The sequence below is a fragment of the Butyrivibrio hungatei genome (assembly GCF_900101605.1).
In the GTDB taxonomy this organism is placed as follows: Bacteria; Bacillota; Clostridia; order Lachnospirales; family Lachnospiraceae; genus Butyrivibrio; species Butyrivibrio hungatei_B.
Genome location: NZ_FMUR01000010.1, coordinates 57,653 through 82,545, shown reverse-complemented (window position 1 = coordinate 82,545; position 24,893 = coordinate 57,653). Strand labels below are relative to the sequence as shown.

At 42.2% G+C, this 24,893-nt stretch carries 18 protein-coding genes; 6 read left to right on the top strand and 12 right to left on the bottom strand.

The window, feature by feature from the left end; all coding sequences use genetic code 11:
• Positions 1-58: 58 nt before the first annotated feature.
• Entirely contained in the window at positions 59-1,810 is a 1,752-nt protein-coding gene (locus tag BLP87_RS09005; protein WP_074462402.1) for a GH25 family lysozyme, read from the bottom strand.
• Positions 1,811-2,232: 422 nt separating this feature from the next.
• Here BLP87_RS09005 and BLP87_RS09000 point away from each other — a divergent pair, with 422 nt between their 5' ends.
• The 3 genes from BLP87_RS09000 (at position 2,233) to BLP87_RS08990 (ending at position 6,670) form a co-directional block, all read left to right on the top strand.
• The gene (locus tag BLP87_RS09000; protein ID WP_074462401.1) at positions 2,233-3,978 is read left to right on the top strand and encodes a S41 family peptidase; all 1,746 of its coding nucleotides are present in this window, start codon (positions 2,233-2,235) and stop codon (positions 3,976-3,978) included.
• Positions 3,979-4,007: 29 nt separating this feature from the next.
• On the top strand, positions 4,008-5,645 hold the full coding sequence (locus BLP87_RS08995; protein WP_074462400.1) for a hypothetical protein: 1,638 nt from the start codon (positions 4,008-4,010) through the stop codon (positions 5,643-5,645).
• A gap of 86 nt (positions 5,646-5,731) precedes the next feature.
• Positions 5,732-6,670, top strand: a complete 939-nt coding sequence (locus tag BLP87_RS08990; protein WP_074462399.1) for an alpha/beta fold hydrolase — start codon at positions 5,732-5,734, stop codon at positions 6,668-6,670.
• Between the two features lie 87 nt (positions 6,671-6,757).
• Here BLP87_RS08990 and BLP87_RS08985 read toward each other — a convergent pair whose 3' ends face one another.
• Complete coding sequence (locus BLP87_RS08985) at positions 6,758-6,967, bottom strand: hypothetical protein (protein ID WP_026656145.1); 210 nt, start codon at positions 6,965-6,967, stop codon at positions 6,758-6,760.
• Between the two features lie 168 nt (positions 6,968-7,135).
• On the opposite strand from BLP87_RS08985, the gene BLP87_RS08980 reads away from it, so the two are divergent.
• Both BLP87_RS08980 and xylA read left to right on the top strand, forming a co-directional pair.
• A complete protein-coding gene (locus BLP87_RS08980) occupies positions 7,136-7,684 on the top strand; it encodes a histidine phosphatase family protein (RefSeq protein WP_074462398.1) in 549 nt (182 codons plus the stop codon).
• A gap of 116 nt (positions 7,685-7,800) precedes the next feature.
• Positions 7,801-9,123, top strand: a complete 1,323-nt coding sequence (gene xylA, locus BLP87_RS08975) for a xylose isomerase (protein ID WP_074462397.1) — start codon at positions 7,801-7,803, stop codon at positions 9,121-9,123.
• Positions 9,124-9,279: 156 nt separating this feature from the next.
• Here xylA and tnpC read toward each other — a convergent pair whose 3' ends face one another.
• From tnpC to BLP87_RS08930, 9 genes are all read right to left on the bottom strand, one after another.
• Positions 9,280-10,926 carry an IS66 family transposase gene (gene tnpC, locus BLP87_RS08970; RefSeq protein ID WP_074462396.1) on the bottom strand — a complete coding sequence of 549 codons (1,647 nt, stop codon included), beginning with the start codon at positions 10,924-10,926 and terminating at the stop codon, positions 9,280-9,282.
• Between the two features lie 150 nt (positions 10,927-11,076).
• Positions 11,077-11,421 carry an IS66 family insertion sequence element accessory protein TnpB gene (tnpB, locus tag BLP87_RS08965; RefSeq protein ID WP_022750595.1) on the bottom strand — a complete coding sequence of 115 codons (345 nt, stop codon included), beginning with the start codon at positions 11,419-11,421 and terminating at the stop codon, positions 11,077-11,079.
• Positions 11,418-11,834 carry an IS66 family insertion sequence element accessory protein TnpA gene (gene tnpA / locus BLP87_RS08960; protein ID WP_074462395.1) on the bottom strand — a complete coding sequence of 139 codons (417 nt, stop codon included), beginning with the start codon at positions 11,832-11,834 and terminating at the stop codon, positions 11,418-11,420. Before tnpA ends, tnpB begins: the two co-directional genes overlap by 4 nt.
• A gap of 252 nt (positions 11,835-12,086) precedes the next feature.
• Complete coding sequence (locus BLP87_RS08955) at positions 12,087-13,565, bottom strand: L-fucose/L-arabinose isomerase family protein (protein WP_074462394.1); 1,479 nt, start codon at positions 13,563-13,565, stop codon at positions 12,087-12,089.
• Positions 13,566-13,732: 167 nt separating this feature from the next.
• Positions 13,733-15,853 carry a glycoside hydrolase family 3 C-terminal domain-containing protein gene (locus BLP87_RS08950; RefSeq protein WP_074462393.1) on the bottom strand — a complete coding sequence of 707 codons (2,121 nt, stop codon included), beginning with the start codon at positions 15,851-15,853 and terminating at the stop codon, positions 13,733-13,735.
• Between the two features lie 219 nt (positions 15,854-16,072).
• Positions 16,073-17,740 carry a type 2 periplasmic-binding domain-containing protein gene (locus tag BLP87_RS08945; protein ID WP_074462392.1) on the bottom strand — a complete coding sequence of 556 codons (1,668 nt, stop codon included), beginning with the start codon at positions 17,738-17,740 and terminating at the stop codon, positions 16,073-16,075.
• A gap of 28 nt (positions 17,741-17,768) precedes the next feature.
• The gene (locus tag BLP87_RS08940; RefSeq protein WP_074462391.1) at positions 17,769-18,644 is read right to left on the bottom strand and encodes a carbohydrate ABC transporter permease; all 876 of its coding nucleotides are present in this window, start codon (positions 18,642-18,644) and stop codon (positions 17,769-17,771) included.
• Between the two features lie 17 nt (positions 18,645-18,661).
• Entirely contained in the window at positions 18,662-19,609 is a 948-nt protein-coding gene (locus BLP87_RS08935) for an ABC transporter permease (RefSeq protein WP_074462390.1), read from the bottom strand.
• A gap of 286 nt (positions 19,610-19,895) precedes the next feature.
• Positions 19,896-21,896 carry an alpha-glucuronidase gene (locus tag BLP87_RS08930; RefSeq protein ID WP_242871841.1) on the bottom strand — a complete coding sequence of 667 codons (2,001 nt, stop codon included), beginning with the start codon at positions 21,894-21,896 and terminating at the stop codon, positions 19,896-19,898.
• Between the two features lie 86 nt (positions 21,897-21,982).
• Here BLP87_RS08930 and BLP87_RS08925 point away from each other — a divergent pair, with 86 nt between their 5' ends.
• Positions 21,983-22,897: an AraC family transcriptional regulator gene (locus tag BLP87_RS08925; protein WP_074462389.1), complete on the top strand. Its 915-nt coding sequence runs from the start codon at positions 21,983-21,985 to the stop codon at positions 22,895-22,897.
• Between the two features lie 57 nt (positions 22,898-22,954).
• Here BLP87_RS08925 and BLP87_RS08920 read toward each other — a convergent pair whose 3' ends face one another.
• Positions 22,955-24,841: a sialate O-acetylesterase gene (locus BLP87_RS08920; protein ID WP_074462388.1), complete on the bottom strand. Its 1,887-nt coding sequence runs from the start codon at positions 24,839-24,841 to the stop codon at positions 22,955-22,957.
• Positions 24,842-24,893: the final 52 nt, after the last annotated feature.

Sequence of the window (24,893 nt, the reverse complement as noted above, 5' to 3'; positions counted from 1 at the left end):
TAAACATTTTTGGACGCTCCGCGCTTTGGCACTGAGCGTCCAACCCCTCATTATTATATTAATTAGCCGGTGCCGCGGGAGCTGTCTGTGCTGAAGCTCCTGCTGAAGCAGCGGGTGTTGAGGCTCCTGTTGATGCAGCCGCACCTGCGTCAGGTGCCGGAGCCGGAAGTGGTGTTCCGGGTGTCCAACCTGCAGGATCTGCAAGGAGACCGTTCTTATCAAATGTGCATGACACATTCTCAAGTACTGCAGTTGTCTTTACAAGCATCTTACCTGTGTTGCCGTCAAAGTAACGCCATCCGTCAGGCTGCTGAACCCATCCTACAGTTCTGTGTCCGTCCTTAGGCTCAAGATAGTATACTCCGTCAGGAAGTGAAGCCATTCCTACAACCATCTTACCGTCTGCACCGAAGTAATATCTCTGTCCTTCGATATCGCTCCATCCTGTAACCATTTTTCCGTCAGGTCCGAAGTAATATCTTCCTGTAGCAATCTCTCCTGACCAACCTGTCTGCATTACGCCTTCAGGATTGAAGAGGTAGTTAGCCTTTTCAATAGTCTGATTACCTGTAACCGCAACATGATCCTGGTTAAAGAAGAACTTCTGTCCCTGCTCGTTTGAATACCATCCCTTGATAGCTGCGCCGTCTGAACCAAACATATACTTGCCTGTCTCAAGTGCAACCATACCGGTCTGCATTACACCCTGAGGATTGAACATGTAGAGCTTATCTCCAACCTGTGTAAGACCTGTGTGCATCTTATACTCATCATCAAAGTAGTGAACGCCGTCTTCAAGAGGTACAAGACCTTTCTGGCATACACCGTCTGCATTTGCGTAGTAAACAGTTCCTCCGAGGTTGAGAAGTCCTGTTCTCTTTACGCCTGCTTCATCAAAGTAATAGCGCTTGCCTTCGATATCGGCAAATCCTGTCTTGGCAAGTCCGCCTGCTGTAGGATCGAGATAGTAGATTCCACTCTCGTCCTGGAACCAGCCTGTCTGGATATATCCGTTAGGATCGGCATGGTATTTCTTGTTTTCAAGATTAATCCATCCGAACTGCTTACGGAAGTTGTGATAATAGAATGTATGTCCGCCCCAGCTGTTAAAACCTTCAGGAATAATTCTTGTGAAATAATCCGAGTAAAGGTGATCGACATCAACTCTTCCTGGAATTCCGGGATATGTTGCATGGCTGCTTGACTGCCACATTACGTAATCACCCGGATAATCACAGGCAACATCGTACTGTGCAACCCACTTAGGTGCAGATACTGAAGGCATCCTCTGCATGAACCAGTTTCTGTTTGCATATACCAATGTCTCATATCCTGCACCACTGAGAATATTGCAGAATGTATCTGCAATAGCCTGAAGCTGTGCAGCATTAAGACCTTTCTGAACGTTATCTTCTATATCAATCGCAACCGGAAATGTTACCGCATAAGGTGCAATCCACGCAAGAACCTGATTTGCCTCCACAGCTGCTGCCTCCGGAGTTGTTGCATAAGAATAGATATAAATACCTGTTCTGATGCCTGCTGCATTTGCGCCATTAATATTGTTGACGAACTGTTCATCCAGTCCCTTTTTCATTGTACCTACACGTATCATGGCGAATCTGATACCTGCTGCCTTAACCTGTTGCCAATTGATTCCACCCTGAAACTTGGATACGTCGATACCTGTAGCCAATTCAGGCCCTACCGCACGTGCACTCGCACTTACGCCGGCAATAGGAGTAAAGAATAAGGCAGCTGACATACCGACAACCCCCAGTGATGTAAAAATCTTCGAAACTTTTTTCATTATAATACCTCGCTCCCATTTTTTTATCGCATTTAATCTCACATTCAACGTTCTAATTATATTAGTAAACGTTTACGTAGGTCAATGGAGAATTGGCATATTTACACTTTATTAACAACTTACCTGAAACTAACGTTATCAGAACAGTTCCGATACGTAAAAAAGTTTTTTCAGCGAAATGTTGACAACACAGTTTTCATATGTTACTATGCCTATCGTAGTACTACAGTCGTACCATGACAGGCATAGCATATGTCGATACTCTTTTATCGAAATATCGCAACAGAAGAGATATGGCATAAAAAACAAAGCATTTAAGGCAACATAGCGGCTATGCATTCTTTTGATATTGCTGATAGTATTTATTTCATCAGCAATAGAACTACTAACCGGAAAATGACATATAGGAAAGGATTGTAACAATGAAGACATTACTCGGCTCCCTTTACCAGGTCATATACACCATGGACAAAACTCACCTTATCTGGTTCGCAGTTTTTGCACTGATCGCATTGACCCTCGGAATACTCCATACCCGAATAAAGGGCGATGAAAACAAACTCAAGTTGTGGAAAAAAGCAAGCTTTGTCCCAATATTTCTCGCTTTGATCCACATTATTATTTATGTTATTGCCGGCAAAGAAAGCATTATTTCTTTCCTCCCAATCTACGCATTGGCTCTTATGACACTGATAGCTACTTTATTGGGAAAAAGAAAAATCGGTTACAAAGTAGTTACCGTCATTACCTTCCTTCTTTCAATTGCCTGCTTTATAGCATTATTATTCATGCTTCCGTCAAATACATATAACTTTTCAGAAAAGAGTTATACAGAATCATTTCACCTGATGGCTCAGGCAATGGATAAAACATACATATTAAAAGAATGGAAAGATGTAGATTTTTCAGCACTTGAAGAAAAATATATGCCTATGGTTGAAGAAGCTGAAAACGAGAAGAATCTGACCAAATACTACGACGCGGTGAAGATGTTCTGTAACGAGCTTCATGACGGGCACGTAGGTGTAGAACTTGATTCGAATGAAGAAACCAACAATTCCATATTTAAAAATAACGAATATGGCCTTTGTATGGTTCATCTTGATAACGATGAAGTTATTGCAGTAAACACACTTCCCGAAGTCAACCAACTTGGGATCGAAGACGGAACCGTTATTACAAAGTGGGACGGTAAGCCGATCAAAGCTGCTGCCGAAAGTATCCCTGACATGGGCGTCCCGGTAAAAGAAAATGCTGAATTCCTTTCATATATTTATTTATCAGCTTACGGGAATGAAACAGTCGACGTATCTTTCATTAATAAAGAAGGCACCGAGCAGACTGTTTCTCTGCAAAATATCGGAGAAAACACAACCTGTATAAAAACACTTACAACATACTCACACAGGCCGAATGCTAAATCAATTGAAGAAGCCTTACCGTGGTTTAACGAAAACTTTAGCACAAAAATGCTTACCGACAATGTCGGATACCTGCGTTTAAACAGTGAAATGCTCTCTGTTCAATCGATCGAACCCGGTGACATATTCGGTATGCTCACCGGCAATCACAAGGAATCCAAAGAAATATTCCGTAAAGGACTTACCGAACTCAAGGCTCAGGGCATGGAATACCTTGTTATAGATCTCAGAGGAAATACGGGTGGCTTAGACGAAATAGGCTGTGCACTTGCAAGTCTCCTCACAAATGATTACTACTTCGGTCAGGGACTCGGTATTCGCAAGAACGGAAAATACATCGATGTTTCTCCCGATCATGCTGTACATGGAACAGGCGAATTTGCTGACATTAAAGCAGTTGCTCTCACAAATTTTGCATGTGTAAGCGCAGGAGACGGAACATCGCTTTATCTTTCAAAGCTTCCAAATGTAACCCTTGCAGGAATCACCAATCCCAATGGTTCAAACCAGGCTGTAGGCGGAGCAATAACTCTGGCAAATGACAAAATCAAGGTCAGTTATCCGGTCAGCCTTATCTTGAACGAAAATGACGAGCCCAATATTGATGTAAAGGCAGACCGCATCAGCCGTAACCCTGTAGAGGTTCACATTCCTTTTGATAAAAACGCCGCACTTGAAATATTCCACACCGGCGAGGATTACGAACTTAATTGGGCTATAAATTACCTTACCCAAAGCAATACTTAGTTTTACCCGACATAAGAAAAGAGACAGCAATGAATTACTTGAAGAATTATTTTAAGACAATATATCAGAGAATTAAGAGCATGTGTTTATGGGAAATAGCAGCGATGATACTTTTTACGGTTAATCTCTCAAGTATCTTCTACTTTAACCTTTCAGATCTTCGCCTTTCGCTGGATCCCGATTTTGCAACCGTTGTATATCATCTTAGAGAGATTGTAAATAAAGGAAGTCTCATTCTTCCAAACTGGGTAGCAACCACCAGCATGGAGTTTGACTCCACTCTCATATTTGCAGTTCCGTTTTTTGCGATCACAGGCAATGAGTTTTTGTCTGTGGGCTTATCCGATCTTTTGATCGTTTTCATATATATTTACGCAATATGGAACATTTTAATGGCGCTCCATGTGCGGATCGGCGTTAGATTTCTTTCGCTTGCCGTCATCATAACACCTTATAACTATGACTGGCTTGATTACTTCAAGATGCTGTTCTTTGCGCACGCCAATTACAGCATTAAGGCTCTTGTTCCGATCATGCTTGTGCTATGCCTTATAGCATTTGATGATGGTGAGTTCGCCGATTGTTTCAGCAAGAGAAAAAGAATCATATTCTTATTTACATATCTGTCACTGCTTTTTGTGACATGCGCTTCTACAGGAATTTACACAATTGTCTGCGGAGTCACACCAATCTTTTTTGCATCTCTGTTCTCTTTGTGGAAAAAGAGATATCCCTTCAAGGAAAGTGTGGTTCCGGTCTGGGCAATGACAGGCATCTTTGCCTCAATAGGTGTGTTTACCTATAACCTGATCTACACAGGTCATTCTCCCGACACATCCCCGGTAAAGATATCAGAGTTTTGGGATAACCTGAAGTACGTTTTTGCAGGAGTTTTCCAGGCCTTTGGTATTATGGGACACGAAACTGTTCCTGTATTTTCCAAGATGTGGTTTTTCATCTTGCTAAAAACACTTTTTGTTTTATTGATTTTTATTGTCACAGCGCTCGTTATCTATAAGTGGATGCGCGGCGCCGCAAACTATAATTACTATCTGCCGTTCTTTTCGGTAATCCTGTTTAATATGCTGATCCTGATAGTCGGTGATATGCGTGCCGGAAATAATTTTATTCCTTACAGATACCTTTTCGTGGGAATACCGATTCTTTTAACGGGAATGGGAATCATGCTTAACAGATACATTGCAACTCACAGAAACAAACAGATCATGCCCGTGATGACGATCATTATGCTTGCGTCTGCATATATGCTTGTCGGTAACTTCAAAGTTACAAACGACAATCTCATGGACAAAGATTACATCGTCGATATGACCGACTATTTTGATACGCTTGACGTTGACACCGTCTTCATTGCAGATGATAAAGACACTGCGCTCATGTGCAAGGCCGTTGACGACAGCAAGAAGTATGCCTGCTACAACAGCGAAAGCGAGAGCATAACGCTTGAGATCAACTACTACCGTGATGAAAAGAATTTTAATTATTACGGGGATAAAAATGTGATCGCTATTCCAAACTTCAATAAGTTAACCGATTACGTCTCCGAAGACATTGCAAACGAATACGAATATGTCGGTGAAACGAGATGGCTTGCATGCTATAAATCCGACACCAATTATTTCAAACAGGAAAATAAGAACAGTTAACCATTCACCACAATGAATCAGTATATTTAAGACAAGATAAAGTGTATTTGAAACAAGGACCCCCTTTTAGATAAGTGAGGTATACTATGAAAAAATTTTTAAAGATACTCGGAAGAATCTTTTCAGTTATTTTAATAATCGTCCTGCTTTTTACAACAGTCGCATTTATCTACAATCGCGTTCAACTGAAAAAAGAAGAAGCAATCTGGCAAAATCCTCCCGGACAATATGTCGAAGTAGACGGTCACAAAATGCACATCTACACGGAAGGCGAAGGCGACCACACAATCGTACTTATGTCAGGCTGGGGCGACACAAGTCCATACGTCAATTTTCTTCCTCTTTGCAAAGACTTAAGCACCGATGCAAAGGTGGTCATCATTGAAAGATTCGGATACGGCTTGAGCGACGTTGTAAAAGAAGAAAGAACCTTCGATAAGATCGTCGAAAATGACAGAGAATGCCTTTCCAAAGCCGGCATAGAAGGCCCCTTCGTATTATGTCCTCATTCAATCGCAGGAGTTGAAGCAACTCTCTGGGCTCAGAAATATCCCACAGAGGTAGAGGGAATCGTTGGAATGGATATATCAATCCCCGGTTTAGATGATCAATATAAGGAAGAGTTTGACGCCGCCAAAAAGCAATTTCCAATTATGAGATGTCTCATTGATTCAGGAATTATGCGAGTTCTGAGCGGACATTCAGATGAAGCCGATGAGCTTGCTAAAATGGAAACAGCCATTGGATACAGAAACGACGTAAATAACTGCAAGCTGGACGAAGGTTTTAATTGCATAGAAGCCCTACATGAAATCAGTAGCAATCCTCTCCCTACAGCTCCGACGATCCAGTACATCTCATCGCAGACTACCGAACTGACTCCCGGATGGCTTGAAGGCCACCAGGCCCTCGTCGATGCATCTTCTAACGGAAAACTTGTAAAACTCGACTGCACGCACTATGTGTACAAATTTGAAGAAGAACGAATTGTAAAAGATATAAAAGAATTTTTGAAGACATTGTAACTAACAAAATGAAGGCTGTAACACTTTCTTGTGCTACAGCCTTTTCTATATTGTACACATATTATGCATTTATCATATTATATTACATTACTCTGCTGCGGGTTCTTCAGCTTCTGCATCAGCTGAAACATCAGTGTCTACAATGCTGTTGTCTTCTGTAAGACCACCCTGCTCCATGCTAACCTCTTCCTCTACAGCCTCATCTGCTTCGAAATCTCCGCCTGTAGCTCCGCCACATCCTGTAGCAAGTACAACTGCTGTCATAACCCCAATAAAACTTACCATTCTCTTTTTCATACTAACATCCTTTCCTATATATTTTCATATATAACTGTTAATTTTTGTGTTACATCATAATTGAATTATACCGAAATATGCTGAAATGTCAAATTTTAAATGTTAACTTTTTATTGTCTTTTATTATGCTATAATATGTTTTATCAATTATTTCAAGAGGTAAGATAAATGCTTTACATAATGCGACACGGCAAGACAGAATGGAACAAAATCGAAAAATTGCAAGGAAGCGTAGACATTCCACTTAACGAAGAAGGAGTCCTCGTTGCTCAAAAAGCGCATGATAAATACAAGGAAATAGAGTTTGACATCTGTTATTGCTCCCCACTTATCAGAGCAAAAAAGACAGCAGAGATATTTTTGGAAGGAAAAGACACTCCGATCGTGATAGACGATAGGCTAAAAGAGATGTCTTTTGGAGAATTTGAAGGATCTGTAGGTTACTTTAACAATCCGGAAAATCCCATAAGTAAACTATTTACAGATCCCGAAAGTTATACTTCAGTCGGAGGATCGGAAAGCCTTGATCACCTTGCTGAGAGAACACTCTCTTTTCTAAACGAGATTGCCTATCCGCTGCATAAAGAAGGCAAGTCCGTACTCATAGTCTGCCACGGTGCGCTGGGATGCAGTATCATCTCACATATCAAAAATACTCCCGTTTCTGACTTCTGGGACAATCTCATGGGAAATTGCGAATTGGTGAAGCTATTGTAAATCCGTTACCTATATCTAACATTTTTTGATAATAAAATAGCATTAACTGAACTAGACCATTCTGTTTAGTTAGTGTATGCTAACAGTATAAAAATGTTTTTATAGGAGGTTACGAAATGAGCGAAATATTTAAGGACATTCCCGAAATTAAATTCGAGGGAAAAGACAGCAAAAACAAATTTGCATTCAAATACTACGATCCCAAGAGGGTAATTATGGGCAAGACAATGGAAGAACACCTTCCTTTTGCAATGGCATGGTGGCACAATCTCGGTGCAAACGGCGTTGATATGTTCGGAAGGGGAACTGCCGATAAATCCTTCGGCGCTTCTGAAGAAGGAACAATGGAACATGCAAAAGCCAAGGTTGATGCAGGTTTTGAGTTTATGAAAAAGCTCGGAATCAAATACTTCTGCTTCCATGATGTCGATCTCGTTCCCGAAGCAGATGACATTAACGAGACAAATCGCCGTCTTGATGAGATCTCAGATTATATCCTTGAGAAGATGAAAGGTACAGACATCAAGTGTCTGTGGGGAACAGCCAATATGTTTAGTAATCCCCGCTTCATGTGCGGTGCAGGCAGCACTAACTCAGCCGATGTGTTCTGCTTCGCAGCAGCGCAGGTCAAAAAAGCTCTCGATATAACCGTAAAGCTTGGCGGACGAGGCTATGTATTCTGGGGCGGACGTGAAGGATACGAAACACTTCTTAATACCGATGTTAAATTCGAACAGGAAAACATCGCCAAACTTATGCACATGGCTGTTGATTACGGTAGAAGCATCGGATTTAAGGGTGATTTCTATATCGAGCCCAAGCCGAAGGAGCCCATGAAGCATCAGTATGACTTTGATGCAGCTACAGCTATCGGATTCCTTCGTCAGTACGGTCTTGATAAAGATTTCAAGATGAACATCGAAGCAAACCACGCAACACTTGCTCAGCACACATTCCAGCATGAGCTCAGGATCAGTGCGATCAACGGTATGCTTGGTTCCGTTGATGCCAACCAGGGTGATCCGCTTCTTGGATGGGATACAGACGAATTCCCTTGCAATGTATATGACACAACAATGGCTATGTACGAAGTGCTCAAAGCCGGCGGTCTTACAGGCGGATTTAACTTTGACTCAAAGAACAGACGTCCCAGCTATACATTTGAAGACATGTTCTATGCATTCATACTCGGAATGGATACATTTGCACTTGGACTTATCAAGGCTGCAGAGCTTATTGAAGACGGTCGCATTGACGACTTTATCAAGGAGCGTTATCAGAGCTTTGAATCCGGAATCGGTAAAAAGATCCGTGATAACAGTGTAGATCTCAAGGAACTCTCAGACTATGCTCTTAACATGAAAGCTCCTAAGCTTCCTATTTCCGGAAGACAGGAATACCTTGAAAGCGTCGTAAACAATGTTCTCTTTAAAGGATGATGTTGTAAAAAAATCGCGAATAGCAGTAAGCGCGCAATAATCCGGTGGGTTGTAAAATACCCCCCATTGTTATCAGTTACAATGGCTTTTGCCCATAAAATATACCCCGAGTTCTTATGAACCCGGAGCACCTTGACAATTCACATATGATAAAGATTACATTGCATCAAAGATAGCATCTTGATGTTTCCTGAACAGCTCATCAAGAGCTTCTTTGCATTCTGGATTCCATGGAGATAGCTTTTCAAGCTCCTCGTCACTCATCTGAGATGATGGACATTTGATCAACAGATACTTGAGGTAGTAGTAAACATCTACTCCACAGACTTTTGCTGTCTCGACCATGGAATAAGTAAGTGCACTTGCGTCAGCACCTTTAGTGCTGTCGGAAAACAGCCAGTTCTTTCGGCCTGTAACAAATGCTTTACAGCTTCTTTCGCTGGTATTGTTGTTGAAGCTACATCCGCCATCCTCGAGATACGTTTCAAGGAACTGTCTACGATTCTGTATGTATACAAGAGCTTTGTATAGTCTTGAGTTCTTGATCGCGGTCTGACAGTCAAGCCATTTCCAGAATCCTTCAAGAACAGGCTTTTCTTTTTTAAGGCGATATTCCTTTATGGCATCAAAATTTAAGCTCTTCTTCTCATGAATCTTCCGTTCCATATCGAAGAGCTTATCTACGTATGCAAGTCCTTGAACCGCAGGCTGCGTGTGATCGTATTCCTTACCTTTGGGAATGGCATCGATAAGGTAACGTCTTACATGTGCCCAACACGATGTTCTCGTGCAGTCCTTGAGCTTGTTATAACCACCATATCCATCAGTCATGAGATAACCATGGAATCCCTCAAGGAACTCTTTGGCAGTCTGTCCTGCTCGTGTTGGGGAGTAGTGGAACAGAACTATCTGCTCCGAATCATACTCACCTGAGCGGAACACCCACATGTATGACTTTGTTTCAGCCCTGCGCCCCGGTTCTTTGAGCACCTGTACAGGTGTCTCATCAGCCATGATATATTTTCCGGAAACAAGTTTCCTTTGGAAGTATTCATGCATAGGTCTGAAGAAGTCTTCAGCATTATTGATTATCCAGTTGGCTATAGTTCCTCTGCAGATCTCAGCTCCGTACATCTTGAAATCTTTTTCCTGTCTGTATAAAGGAAGACAATTGACGTACTTTTGGTACATCACCCAGGCAACTGTTCCTGCAGATGCCATACCATGGAGCATATGCTTTTGATCATCACGTCCTTTTACGATGTGTGGTACTTCGGCATCTTCTTTGCATTTGGGGCATCCATAACTTACGCTGTAATACTCGATAATCTTAAGGCTTGGCTTTATGAGCTCGATTTCTCTTCGAACGAATTCTTCTCCGATTCTTTCAAGAGGCGTACCACAGATATCACAGATGCGTTCATCTTCGGGTACATCAAGAAGAACCTTCTGAACCGGAAGGTTTGCAAACTTATCTGTCATCTTGATTTTCTTCTTGCGGGTATGTTTCTCGACGGTAGTGAATTCCTGTTCCTCCGGATCAGGCTCAGCCATTAGAGTTTCGGCTTCATTGAAGAGATTTAACTGGCCTTCAAAATCATCTCGCTTCTCACTGGACTTTCCAAAGAGCTTCTTTGTAAGGTATTCGATCTGCTCTTGCAGAACCTTTTCTTTTTCTAGATGTTCTGCTTCACGTTTGTTGGCAGCTTCTATGAGAGCGTTAAGATTTTTTATGGTAGTATTCAGTTCCTTTACGGTATCCTTCAGCTCAATAAGCTGTTGTTCCCTGGAATCTCTTGCCACGATAGCCTCCTTATATCTGATATATAGATTTTATCAGACATTCAGGACGATTAATATCGGCAAATGTGCCAAAGTGCTCAAAACAAAGCCTCATTATTAATCCGATTCAGAGAGTTTTAAGAAAAGTGCACAAAAGCTGAGCTGCTATCGTTAAGAGGCTCTGATAGCCTTAGGCTGCTCAATATCGATGCCTGAAAGAAGCCAGTCAAGCTCACGCCATGAAAGACTTCTGACTTCATCCTTATTTCTTGGCCAACGATATCTTCCCTGAGCAACAGAAAGCCTTTTGTATAGCAATACAAAGCCATCCTGTTCCCACATGAGGATTTTAAGACGATCAGCACGCCTGCCGCAGAAAAGAAAAATAGCCCGAGATCTAGGATCCATGTGTAGCTTATCTTCAACAATGGCGCACAGGCCATCTATGGATTTGCGCATATCGGTATAGCCACAGACAATGTATATGTCATCTGCAACTGTGATATCCCCGATCATGTCAGGCCTCCTAAGATCTTTAAGGTTTCTGATAGAACTACCGGATCTACTGTGTTGCTGATGCGGATATTTGCTCTTCCGAGATTTATCTCTATCGTATGTGAATTGTCAAGGTGCGGCGCCACAGAAGGAATATATTCCTTTGGCGGCTGGATATCATCAATGATATCCACCTGAACGACGTCCTGCTTAGGGAGCGTCAGGTCATGTATTTCATCATGCGAGTTTCGCATCGGCTTTGGTACAGCATAAGCCTTTTGGCGAAGTCGCTTGATGGCACTGTATAAAGAATACTTTTTGATGCCGTTACATAAGCACCACTGTTCATCACTAAGACCGCTCTGGCGGCATTGAGTTATGAGTTTGTACCACTCATCAAGTGTTCTACGTTGTTCTTTGCTTGAATCTGACATAATAAACCTCCGGGATGTGACACCAAAGTGTTGTCTATTAGTCTTAATACATAGACTACTTAAGTGACACCAAAATGTAGTTTATAGTTCAGATTCATTATGAAGGATTAACAGATGGTTTTATATCCGTCGAAATATTTTGCGCTTACGAATAGCAAATAACCAAAAATAAGAAGCCTTAGCTCCGATTAAAGAGCTAAGGCTTCTATTTATACACCCGCTTACGCGAGCGCCTTATTCAATCTCTGCAGATTAAGCGAAAGGATTCTCTGTAGGATAAGGAAGAGATGCAGGCTGGTTGTAGCCGATTGTCTCTGCTCCAATGTACTTAAATACCTCATAGAGAGCCTTTCCGAAGTGACCGAATGCTACAGCACCGTGGTGAGGGAAGTTGCCCTCGATAAGTACGTGTCTGTAGAATCTGCCCATCTCAGGAATAGCGAATACACCGATTCCACCGAATGATCTTGTTGCAACAGGAAGAACTTCTCCCTCAGCAACATATGTGCGAAGGTGGTTGTCTGATGTGCTCTGAAGTCTGAAGAATGTGATATTTCCGGGCATGATGTCACCTTCAAGAGTTCCCTGTGTAACTTCTTCAGGAAGGTTTCTAGCCATAATTCTCTGGAACTTCATCTCGCAGCTTGAAAGCTTGCCTGTGCATGTATTTCCGCAATGGAATCCCATGAAAGTATCTGTGTGCTTGTAATCGAACTTGCCCTTGATGCTCTCATTGTACATATCCTCAGGAACTGAGTTGTTGATATCAAGAAGAGTAACTGAATCGTTACTTACGCAAGTTCCGATGAACTCACTGATTGCTCCGTAGATATCTACCTCACAAGATACAGGAATTCCGCGTCCTGTAAGTCTTGAGTTTACGTAGCAAGGAACGAAACCAAACTGAGTCTGGAATGCAGGCCAGCACTTTCCGGCGATAGCTACATACTTCTTGTAGCCTCTGTGCTCCTCAACCCAGTCAAGAAGTGTAAGCTCATACTGAGCAAGCTTCTCAAGGATTTCAGGCTTCTTGTTACCTGCGCCAAGATCCTTCTCCATATCCTTAACAACATCAGGAATTCTCTTGTCGCCTGCGTGCTTGTTGAAGCTCTCGAAGAGGTCAAGCTCTGAGTTCTCTTCAATCTCTGCACCAAGGTTGTAGATCTGCTGAATAGGTGCGTTACAAGCAAGGAAGTTCATAGGTCTGGGACCAAAGCTGATGATCTTGAGATCACGAAGTCCTGCGATTGCTCTTGCGATAGGCACGAACTCGTTGATCATCTTAGCGCATCCTTCTGCTGTTCCAACAGGATACTCAGGAATATATGCTTTTACATTACGAAGGTGGAGGTTGTAGCTTGCGTTAAGCATTCCGCAGTAAGCATCTCCTCTTCCGTCGATAAGATCATTCTGTGACTCCTCTGCTGCTGCACAGAACATGATAGGTCCATCAAAGTGCTTAGCAAGAAGTGTCTCTGAAATTTCAGGTCCGAAGTTTCCAAGATATACGCAAAGTGCGTTACATCCTGCCTTCTTGATATCCTCCAGAGCATTTACCATATCGATTTCGCTCTCGATGATACAGATAGGACACTCATAAACGTCCTTATCGTTAAAGTTCTTTTTGTAAGCCTCCATTACGGCTTTTCTTCTGTTCACTGCAAGAGATGCAGGGAAACAGTCACGGCTGACTGCAACCAGTCCGATTTTTACCTCTGGTATGTTAATCATAGAAATCCCCTTTCTTTGCGCTTAAGCGCTATACCTTCATTTTCTTTATTTCAAGGTGAACCGCTCATAAAAATTTGCCGTTTTTTATTAACGAGTCGGTTCCCATAAAGAACTGCCATTTCATTATACACTTTTACGGGCTATTAGTATAATAAACAATTTATGAATCAGAGTGCGATCTCTTTCGAAATGCACTTATGTCCCGTAAGTTCTTCCGAACGGCTGTCAGGCTGCATTGTTCCTGCAAAAAGATCAAACTTCTTAGAGAAGATCTTTCTGTTTCCGTCGTTATCAACTGATGTAAATGCCTTTGCATTAACAGAAATTGTTACTTTCTGCTCGCTGCCTGCTTCTACATGAACTCTCTTGTATCCGCAAAGACAAGCATTGGGAATTGCAAGCTCAAATTCCTTATCCTTAATGTAAAGCTGTACAACATCGTCTGTTGCTGCTTTGCCGCTGTTAGAAACGGTAACCGTAACCTCAGCACCTTCAAGTTCACCGTTAGCGGCCTTCTTAACGTCTACATTCATGTCTGTAACAACGCAGTCGCCATATGTAAGACCATATCCGAAAGGATAAAGAGGTGTTCCCTCAAAATATCTGTATGTTCTGTTCTTCATTGAGTAGTCCCTGAAATCGGGAAGCTCTTCTGAAGAATAATAGAATGTAACAGGAAGTTTTCCTGAAGGAGAAACATCACCAAAGAGAATATCAGCAACGTCTTTTCCTCCGAGAGCTCCGGGATACCATGCCTGAATAACGGCGTTGGCATCATCATCTGCTCTCTTAAGGTTAATTGCACTACCTGACATATTTATTACAATAGTGGGCTTACCACACTCAAGTACTGAGCTGATAAGCTGTCTCTGAGGCATGGGAAGATTAAGATTGAGCTTATCTCCCGAAGCGAACTGGTTACCTGTATCACCCTCTTCGCCCTCAAGTGTCTCATCAAGACCTACTACAACAACTACTACATCTGAATAATCAGCAACTGCCTGAGCCTCAGCAATTCTGTCCGATCCGTTGGGATCTGAAAGTGCGCTGGCATTTGCCTGCCAAAGGTGGCTACCCTCTGAGTAAAGAACTCTCACGTCATCTCCGACTTTGTCCTGAATTCCTTCAAGAACAGTGATGTATCTTGATGATACACCGTGATAATTTCCGATAAGTGAAGATCTTGAATCAGCATTAGGTCCAACTACACCGATTGTTTTGATCTTGCTCTTATCAAGAGGAAGAATTCCATCATTCTTAAGAAGTACAATACTCTCCTTTGCTGCCTTGTGTGCTGCTTCAAGATGTTCTTTGCACTCAACAACAGTGTAAGGAATCTCATCATATTCAGTCTTATCAAACATTCCGAGAAGGAATCTTGTTGTGAACAGTCTCTCGCAAGAAGTTGTGATCGTCTCCTCATCAATAAGTCCCGCTCTGTAAGCGTTCATAAGTTTCTGGTATGTACATCCGCAGTTAAGGTCACATCCAAGATCAAGTGCAAGTTTAACCGACTCTTCGGGGGTTCCCGTAACCTTGTGATTCTCATGGAAGTCTCTGACTGCCCAGCAATCGGAAACGAAATGTCCCTGGAATCCCCATTTACCTCTTAAGATATCAACCATAAGAGGCTTATTTGCACAGCAAGGCTCATCGTTTGTTCTGTTGTATGCGCCCATTACAGCTTCTACATCTGCCTCTTTTACGCAAGCTTCAAATGCGGGAAGATATGTCTCTTCGAGATCTTTTGCGGAAGCTTTTGCATTGAAATAATGTCTCTCTGCCTCAGGGCCTGAGTGAACCGCAAAGTGCTTGGCACATGCAGCAACTTTCATGTACTCTCCGTCGCCCTGCATTCCTTTGATGAAAGGAACAGCAAGAGAACTTGTAAGGAAGGGATCTTCACCGTATGTCTCGTGTCCGCGTCCCCATCTGGGATCTCTGAAGATATTTACATTGGGAGCCCAGAATGTAAGTCCCTTATAGATATCTCTGTCACCGCGCTTAGACTGTTCATTGTACTTGGCACGTCCTTCAATAGCGATTATCTCACCGATGCAGCCCATGAGTTCATCATCAAATGCCGCAGCAAGTCCGATTGCCTGAGGGAACATTGTTGCCGTGCCTGCACGTGCTACGCCGTGAAGCGCCTCATTCCACCAGTTGTAAGCAGGAACTCCAAGTCTTTCGATTGCGGGAGCGTCATAACGAAGCTGGCCTGCTTTCTCTTCAACGGTCATTTTCGCTACAAGCTCTTTGGCTCTTTTTCTTGCTTCTGTTCTATCCATTCACTCACCTCATATATTATTAGTCACATTTATATTTTTCCGATAATATGTATAAACATTGTACTTATCTTCCATACACTATTCCTATCATATAGTGCTTTTTTTATCTTGAAATTTGCTTAAAACAATTTACATAAAAGTAAAAGAGAGACAGGCTACGCAGTTATACGTATCCTGTCTCTGATTTTATCAGTTATTGCTATTTGATTTTTTTAATTATCAGTCAAGGTTTTCCTTGTCGCCGTGGATTGACTCCCATTTAGCTTTTCTTTCATCAATGATAGCCTGTCCGCCTGCTGCAAGATATTCCTGCATTCCCTGATCGAAAATCTTGTCAAAATCTGCTACGGGAGCAACGATTGACTGATCGAGGATCTGGTCTCTCTTCTGGTTAAGAGGATCGCCCATTCCTGTCTCTGCATCGATAGCACCGATGTGATATGACTTTGCTGCACGGTTGTCTGTCTTTGCGATCTTATCAGCATCTGCTACAAGCTGAGGATCGATTCCTGCATAGCTGTATGCAAGTGACTTCTCTGTAAGTGCAGGATCTACAAGCTTAAGTCCGTTTGTTGTAATTGTGTAGTCAATGTTCATTCCTGAGTTCTGAATGTCATTTCCTGTAGCTGCAATGATTGAGATCTCGCCACCTTCGCCTACTTCATGTGTAACACCTTCATCACCGATCTGGAGATACTCGATATTCTCAGGTGTGCTGATCCAATCAAGGTAAAGAAGTGATGCAAGGATATCATCGTTTGTTGAAGGGAAGAAGATCTTACGGTCAACAGGACCTGAGATCCACTTTGTATGTGTTCCGTTCTTATCCTCGAAAGGATCGATAGCGATGAACTTAGCATCTTCGCCGCCAAACTTCTTGATGTTTGCGTCGATAGAGTTCTCACCGTCTCTGAAAGGATAATCCCAGTTATGTGTGAATGCTCCTACATAACCTGCCTTGATAAGGTCATCCTCTGTCTTGTCTCCTGCTCCGTAAAGAGCGAAATCCTTCCAGATAAGGCCTTCGTTGTACCACTTATTGAGAAGCTTAACGCCTTCTTTGATTCCGGGAATTGTGAATCCTCTGTCATCAAAGCTGTTGATGTAGAATTCCTTATCTGTCATGTTAGGATCTGCAAATGAATAGTTAAGAGTTTTTGCTCTGTAACCTGCATCAAAGCTGATTGAATAAGGAATCAACTTAGAAGCATCTGCTCCGAGGAGCTTGTCAGCATTGTCTCTGAATGCGCAGAGAACATTGTAGAATTCCTCTTTTGTTGTAGGAACTTCAAGGCCAAGTTTCTTGAGCCAGTCTTCTCTGATGAATGTGTTAACATCGTTCTGGTTCTCTCTTACAGCCTCGATATCCCAGATTGTCTTTGTATCAGGATGCTGATCCCAGTAAATATTTGTTTCACCAAGATGCTTCCAAAGGTTAGGAAGGATATCCTTGTTTGTCTCAAGTGCATCCTTCATATCAACGATACCACCCATGTTTCCGTAAGTCTCGATTGTTGCAATATCATATGTAACGCATACATCAGGTGCATTATTTGCAGCAAGAAGGTTACTGATCTGCTCAACCTCTGTCCAACGGGGAACAGCTACGAACTCAACTTCTACGTTGTACTTATCGAGCATTCCCTTCTTGATATAATCTGTGTACTTGTTATTTACAGGATCGGATCCACCGTCATTTCCACGGTCATAAACCTCAACTGTAATGTGGTGAGTCTCTGCAAACTTTCCGTCTTCACCAAGTGCTGAAGCGTCTGCTGCCGCACCGCCTCCGTTTGCTGCGCTACCGGCTTTATCGCCCTTGCCGCAGCCTACTGCCACTACCATCATCATAGCAGCAAGCATAAGTGATACCACTCTCTTTTTCATACTAACCCTCCTTATATTGTGTATGAGTTTATTCTTTTACTGCGCCGACCATGACTCCGGACATAAAGTACTTCTGAAGTCTTGGGTACACACACAGTATTGGAACCGTTGAGAACATAACAATAGCCGCTTTCAGAGCTTCTGAAAGACCTGGTGAAGAGAATCCTTCCTGAGTAGCAACTTCAACGCTGTTTACATTATTAAGAATGTTGTACAAAAGAAGCTGCAAAGGATACCATTTGCTTCCGCCGGGGCCGCTCAAATACATAAGAGCATCCGAATATCCGTTCCAACGACCTACCGCATAGAAAAGAGCAAGTGTTGCTATAACGGGCTTTGAAAGCGGAATATAAATACTTGAAAGTATCTTGAAGAATGATGCACCGTCAATCTGTGCAGACTCACGTAAGCTTTCAGGTATTCCATAGAAGAAACTTCTCATAATGATCATGTTATAAACTGACAAACATCCCGGAAGAATAAGTACCAGGGGTTTGTTCAAAAGTCCCAAACTCTGCATAAGGAGGTAGTTCGGGATAGTTCCTGCGTTAAAGAACATTGTGATCGTGATAAAGATATTGATCACGCTACGTCCCTTAAGCTCGGAGTAGATCAAAGGATATGCGCACGCTGCCGTCATAACCAGTGAAACTACAGTACAAATAATTGTAAGAATTACAGTCCAAATGAATGCTTTGATATACTTTGGATCTGTAAGTACCATCTGATAAGCACCGATATTGATATCAACAGGAAAAAGATATACTTCATGCTTGATAAGAGCATCAGTTGAACTGAGTGATCTTGCAAGCAGATTGATCATCGGTATGATACATATCAAACTTATTACTACACAAATTGCAGCGATGACATAATCGCTTATATAATGCTTAGGCTTATGCATTTACTTTCTCCTCTCTTTTACCAAATACCACGTTCTCCAAGCTTTCTGGAAATTGTATTAGCCAGAAGCAGGAAAATTACTCCCACAACAGACTGGAAGAATCCAACCGCAGTGGTAAGAGAGAACTGCAATCCCTTGATACCATGTGAATAAATATATGTAGGAAGAACCTCTGCCCATGAAATAACGAGGTTATTTCTGAGTGCGAAAGGTCTGTCAAATGTTCCGCCAAGAATGTTACCGATCTGCATGATAAGAAGCAAAACGATAGTTGATCTGATTCCGGGCAAAGTGATATGCCAGATCTTGCTGAGTCTGCCGGCACCGTCTACAGATGCAGCCTCGTAAAGCTCGTTGTTGATACCTGCAATGGCTGCGAGATAAACGATTGAATTCCAACCAAAGCTCTGCCATGCGCCCAGGAATATATATGTCCAGATCCAATGTCCCGGATCGTTAAGGAAAGGAACCGACTCTCCTCCGAGATTATTGATGACCATATTTACAAGACCTGTTGAAGGCGTGAACAACTGAAGCGCCAATCCATAGATAATAACCCATGAAAGAAAGTGAGGCATGTACGCAATAGTCTGAACTACTTTCTTGAATCTCTTAAAGCACAATTCATTAAGAAGAAGTGCAAAGATGATCGGAATCGGGAATCCGATTGCAAGATCGAGAAGATTCAATACCAAAGTATTCCTAAGCGCTCTGCGGAAATCACTATCGGAAAATGCCTGGATGAAATACTGGAATCCATGATTTCCTGCAAGTTTCTGCTTCCAGATACTCTCAACGATACTGTACTTTTTAAATGCGATCTGAATATATACCATAGGAATATACTTGAAGATAAGCAAGTACAGCATAGGAAGCGCCAGTAACAGATACAACTGCCAATAACGCTTAAAATAGATACTGACCGGATTACGACTCTCCGGCGCGTCACTTTTAATTTTGTTCATAAAACTCTCCCTAATTAATAAAAAAATTGCACAACTTGTATAATAATTCTACTTATCATATTGTGCTAATTCCTATCAAATAATGCTTTTTTCATCTCGATATTTGCGACAAAAACACTACTACACCCCGCTATTTCTCTAGGATTTTTGCAATTGACATAGTTGTTGTTTTTATTGCAAAACTTGCTGTTTTTTCAAATGCAATAAGCGAATATTTATGCATAAAAAATGCATAACGCGACTACTTTTATGCATAAATAGTAAAATCGCGTTATGCCTTATAATATCAATATATCTTTCTGCCTTTTTCATCCGCAATGTCGCTTTTTCTAAAGAAGTAAGAGTTAACCTGATCTCTCCACTCTTTTGCGTTGGCAACCTGAAGTTCAAAACGCTCCGCAACTCTTGCAAACACCTCAGAATCCACAACATCCTTTAATGAATTCCAGTCTGCCGCAAGCTGCTCAGCTTCGGCTTCACCCTCAAAATGAGAATCATAAATGTACTGGATAAGTGTCTGTCCGCTCTTAAGCTTCCATGTATAAGGAATGTGATGGAAGAAAAGAAGCAGCTCTTCCGGGCATTTCTCGGGATCGTTGTACGCTGATGCGTTTGGCTCATAGTACTGCTGAGCATATCCTGTTCCCTTATCCGATCTGTCCACGCCGATTCCCTTGTGATCGGCTCTGTGATATGTGCCCCATCTTGAGTATTCATATCCGTCAACACTTGGTCCGTAGTGCACATGAGGAGTTACCATCCAGCCAATTCCAAGAGGTGATGTATACTTTTCATAGATTTCTCTGGATTTTAAGAGCATATCTGTAAGTTTGTCCTCAGACGCCTTGTCCATATCAAATGTAAGAGCAACCCACTCTCTTGCGATCTCTTCAGAACTAAGTTCGGTATTGTATGCAAGACGGCCGAATCCATAAAGGTTTGCCGCAGCAAGATCGTTTCCTGTCCAGTTAAAGTCATTTCCCGTATTTATTACTGCTGCCATTCCCGCAAGCTTATTGCCCATTGTTCTTCCGCTTACGATATCGGCGACCGTATCATTCTCTTCACTGCAATATGTGCGGAAATCAAGAACCTCCTTAAACATAGGGATCAAATAGCAAAGATCGATCTGATGTCCCGTATATTCCTGTGCAATCTGAACTTCAAGAAGCTGGTTTGTCTTGGTAAGTCCACCAAGAAGAGGCGAAATAGGCTCTCTTATCTGGAAATCCATAGGTCCGTTCTTGATCTGAAGAATTACATTGTCATGATACTCTCCATCAAAATCCTTAAAGTAGTCATATCCCGCTCTTGCTCTGTCAGTCTTGTAATCTCTCCAGTCCTGAGTACAGTTATAAACAAAGCATCTCCAGATTATTATTCCGCCGTAAGGAGCAACCGCATCAGCGAGCATATTCGCACCGTCTGCCTGTGTTCTTCCATATGTGAACGGTCCGGGCCTTCCCTCTGAATCTGCCTTTACAAGATATCCACCAAATCCGGGGAGCTTCTCAAACACTTCTTTTGACTTAGCCTGCCACCATGCGATAACACCTTCATCAAGCGGATCGCATACTTCAAGGCCGCCAAGCTCGATGGGAGCCGCAAAGTTAATTGACAGATAGAGCTTAATTCCGTAATCTGCAAAGATATCCTGAAGCTCTTTTACCTTATCAAAAAATCTGTCTGTTATAAGATAAGTAGCCGCGCCCTTGACATTAACGTTATTGATCACAATTCCGTTTATTCCGACACTTGCCATGAAGCGCGCATAATCAACGGTTCTCTCATCTACATACATGTCGTCATTCTCAAAAAAGAATGATTCTCCCGAGTATCCTCTCTCAATACTTCCATCCATGTTATCCCAGTGGTTCATCATTCTAAGCGGATTGGAAGGAGCTGCTTTTTCACAGATGTCTTCAAGTCGGATTCTTGCTCCGAGCTTTCTAAGGATTGCAAAAACGCCGTAGATAACGCCGTTCTCATCAGATGCTCTTAGTGTGACTCCACTCTTTTCACCCTTTATGGAATAGCCTTCATTTGCAATACTTGTATCTTTTATAATCTCAAGAACATAGACATCACCGTCATCCTCTGTGATGCCGGCGCCGAAATATCCTTTGATACCTTTCGCAAATTCCGCTATCGCGCTATTAACAACGCGATCTTCCTTAGAAAAATCGTTGCAGATAACTTTCCAATTCTTGTTGTCTTTGGATACGCGGTGATATCCAAGCCACATCTGTGACCATTTTTGTGCCTTCATAAAAATGTTACCTTTCATTTAAAAATCTTTCTTCTATTTTTTATGGTAAAATGCTAAAATTAATCTCGTAGTATTTGTTATACCGTTTTTTAGGAGTTATCCATATGATACAAGACATAAATGAAAAGGCAAGAGAAGATATCATCTATGACACTCTTAAAGGTGTCCTTCTGTATCACAACACGCTTGCCAAATATCCTATACATTGGCACAACGACGTGGAGATTATTTTGCTCCTGTCGGGAACACTACGAATAAAATTTCATAATGACAAATCAACTATTGTAGACTGTGCGCCCGGTGACCTGATAATGATTGCTCCCGGAACGCTTCACGAGTATATTTCCGAATCTACAGGCGGAGAAAAGCTTATTCTTCTCTTCGATATCGGTGGTTATTCACAGATTTCCTCGCTTGTACCTCTTCTAAAGACTCTTCCGCCTTTTGTCCACATAAAACAGACGGAACATCCGATTGAGACTGCCAAACTCCAGAACTATTTCTGGGAAATAGACAGGCTCTACGGTGAAAGCGACGAATTTCTGAAAATATCCGTATACTCTCTTGTCACGCTTATCCTCGCGCAGATCGGAAGCATGCATCCCAATGAAAAAAGACAGGTGCCTGATTCCGCAGATCCTCAGCGAAAAAACATAGACAAGATAGTTTCTGTCACAAATTATATCGATTCACACAGATCCGACGATCTTACGGTTGAACAGCTCGCCGAACTTGCAGGTTTTTCAAAATTTCATTTTGAAAGACTCTTCAAAAACTATATGGGAATCTCCTGCTATCAGTACATCACGAAGCGAAGAATCCTCATGGCTCAGGAGCTGCTTGGCGATACCAATATGTCTATCATGGATATCGCGCTCCAGTCCGGCTTCTTTAGTCTTTCAACCTTTAACAGGGTGTTCAAAGACATGAATAACTGCTCTCCCACCGAGTTCAGAAAGCTTTATCGAACCGGTGCGGATCTTACCGGAAAAGATGCAGTTCCGGATAAAAAGAAATAATCTTTACAATTTAGGAAACGCCGTTTAAAGCGTTTCCTTTTTTATTTTCCAAAATATTTAATTTATCAGAAGCTTAAACGGACTCATCGGTATTCCCGAAACATTTGACACAAGTCCGCCTCTGTATGTATTTTCACAGCACCACAAGACTTTTCTGAATTTTGCCTTGTGCTCATCCTTGCAGCTGCAGATTATTGCATTGTCTTCGATAACCGCTTCAGTCTCATGTAATTTGCCGTCTTCGTCTTCAAGGAAGAAATCTTCTATTTCCGTGCCTTTGCCTGCGTCAACCACGCAGAGGCCGTCAGTATGTCCGAGAACGACTTTAACACTGTCACCGCTTGTTGCCGCAGCAAGTGCAACTGGGCCTGTGTACTCACCGTTATATCCATATTTTATGTGTGCCGCCCAAAGTGCAAGTCTCTCTCCTACAGGCTTTTTCGTAACGGGATGAAGGTCATTGTCTTCACCAAGTCCCATCGTTACCGCAAGTCCCGTTGAAGGGATTGAAAGAATCTTGTTCTGAATAAGTCTGAACTCTCCCCAATTCTCTTTTTCATCAAGATCGATCACAAAATTGGGAAGCTGAACAGCGATAAAAGGAAGATTCTCTTCTTTCCACAATTCTCTGTAACCCTTTACCATTCTCTCTGTAAGGTCTGCGTAATCCCATTTCTCATGAACATTACTCTCGCCCTGATACCAGATAACACCGTCAATCGGGAAATTATGGCAAGGTGCTGTCATACCATTAAACAGTCCCGATGAATTCCAGTTAATAAAATCTGTGGGAGGCTTGGGTTCGCACTTTGCACCGATCCTGTATTTCCACTCACCGTCAAGATTAACGGATGCCTCTTCATTAAATATCTTATATTCTTTGCCGGGGCCCGGAGTAACTCGTCCAAGACCAAGTTCGATGGTAAGTCTTATTGATATAACATTGTCTTTTTCCCTGGTAAGGCCTTCGGGAATGTCATATTTACGAGGCGGATACTGATAACCGGTCTCGCCGATAAGCTGTCCGTTTACGTATACCTTGTCTGAATCAACCATTGTTCCGAAAAAGAATCTCGCTTTTTTACCGGCAAGCTCTTTTGGAAGGTCGAATTTTCTTCTAAACCAGACAGATCCTATATGTCCTTCAAGTGGTGTGCCCGTAAACATTGTAGGGAGATTTATCGTATCCCAGTAGGAATCATAAACATCTTCCTTGTCCCAATGCCCCTCAATTCCCGCATCTGCTGCCGCAAGTTCGCTTGTCCACTTCTCATCCTTTGCGACATTATATTCCATGCGCTCTTTTCTGAAAGCTGCATCGTTATACTTATCAGTCTCTGCGATAAGTTCATCATATCCTTCAAGCATCTCTCTGCTCATCCATGATGAAGCTCTCGAACCGCCAAGACTTGCGTTGATAAGACCAACAGGCTGTCCCGTCATATTCTGCAGTTTATTTGCAAAAAAGTATGCTGTGGCGGAAAAATCCAAGATTGTATCTTTGCTTACATGCTTCCAGCTACCTGTATTATGTTCCTCGTAAGGCCCTGAAAAACTGGTCTCTTCAACTATCTTAAAAGTTGATATTCTCTTATTCTCTTCAACATCTATAAGCTCAGGATATTTGTCTTTTACCCTGTTTATGGGAAGTTCCATATTGGACTGTCCTGTGCAAAGCCAGACAATTCCCAGCATTACATCTTTGACAGTTATACTCTCTCCCTTATCGTCCGAAACAACAAGTTCGTAAGGTCCTCCGCTCTCTTTCGCAGAAAGATATACGTCAAACCTTCCTTTGTCGTTACACTTTCCTGTAACGGTTTCACCGGCGAGATTTACAGTGATCTCAGATCCTGCATCATCCCATCCCCAGATATGAATACTTTTTCTCCTCTGAATCACGCATCCGTCAGACAACAAACGCGGTAAAATAAGTCTAGCCATAGTATACCCCATCCTTTCATGCTAGATAGATTATACTAATCGCAGACCTATT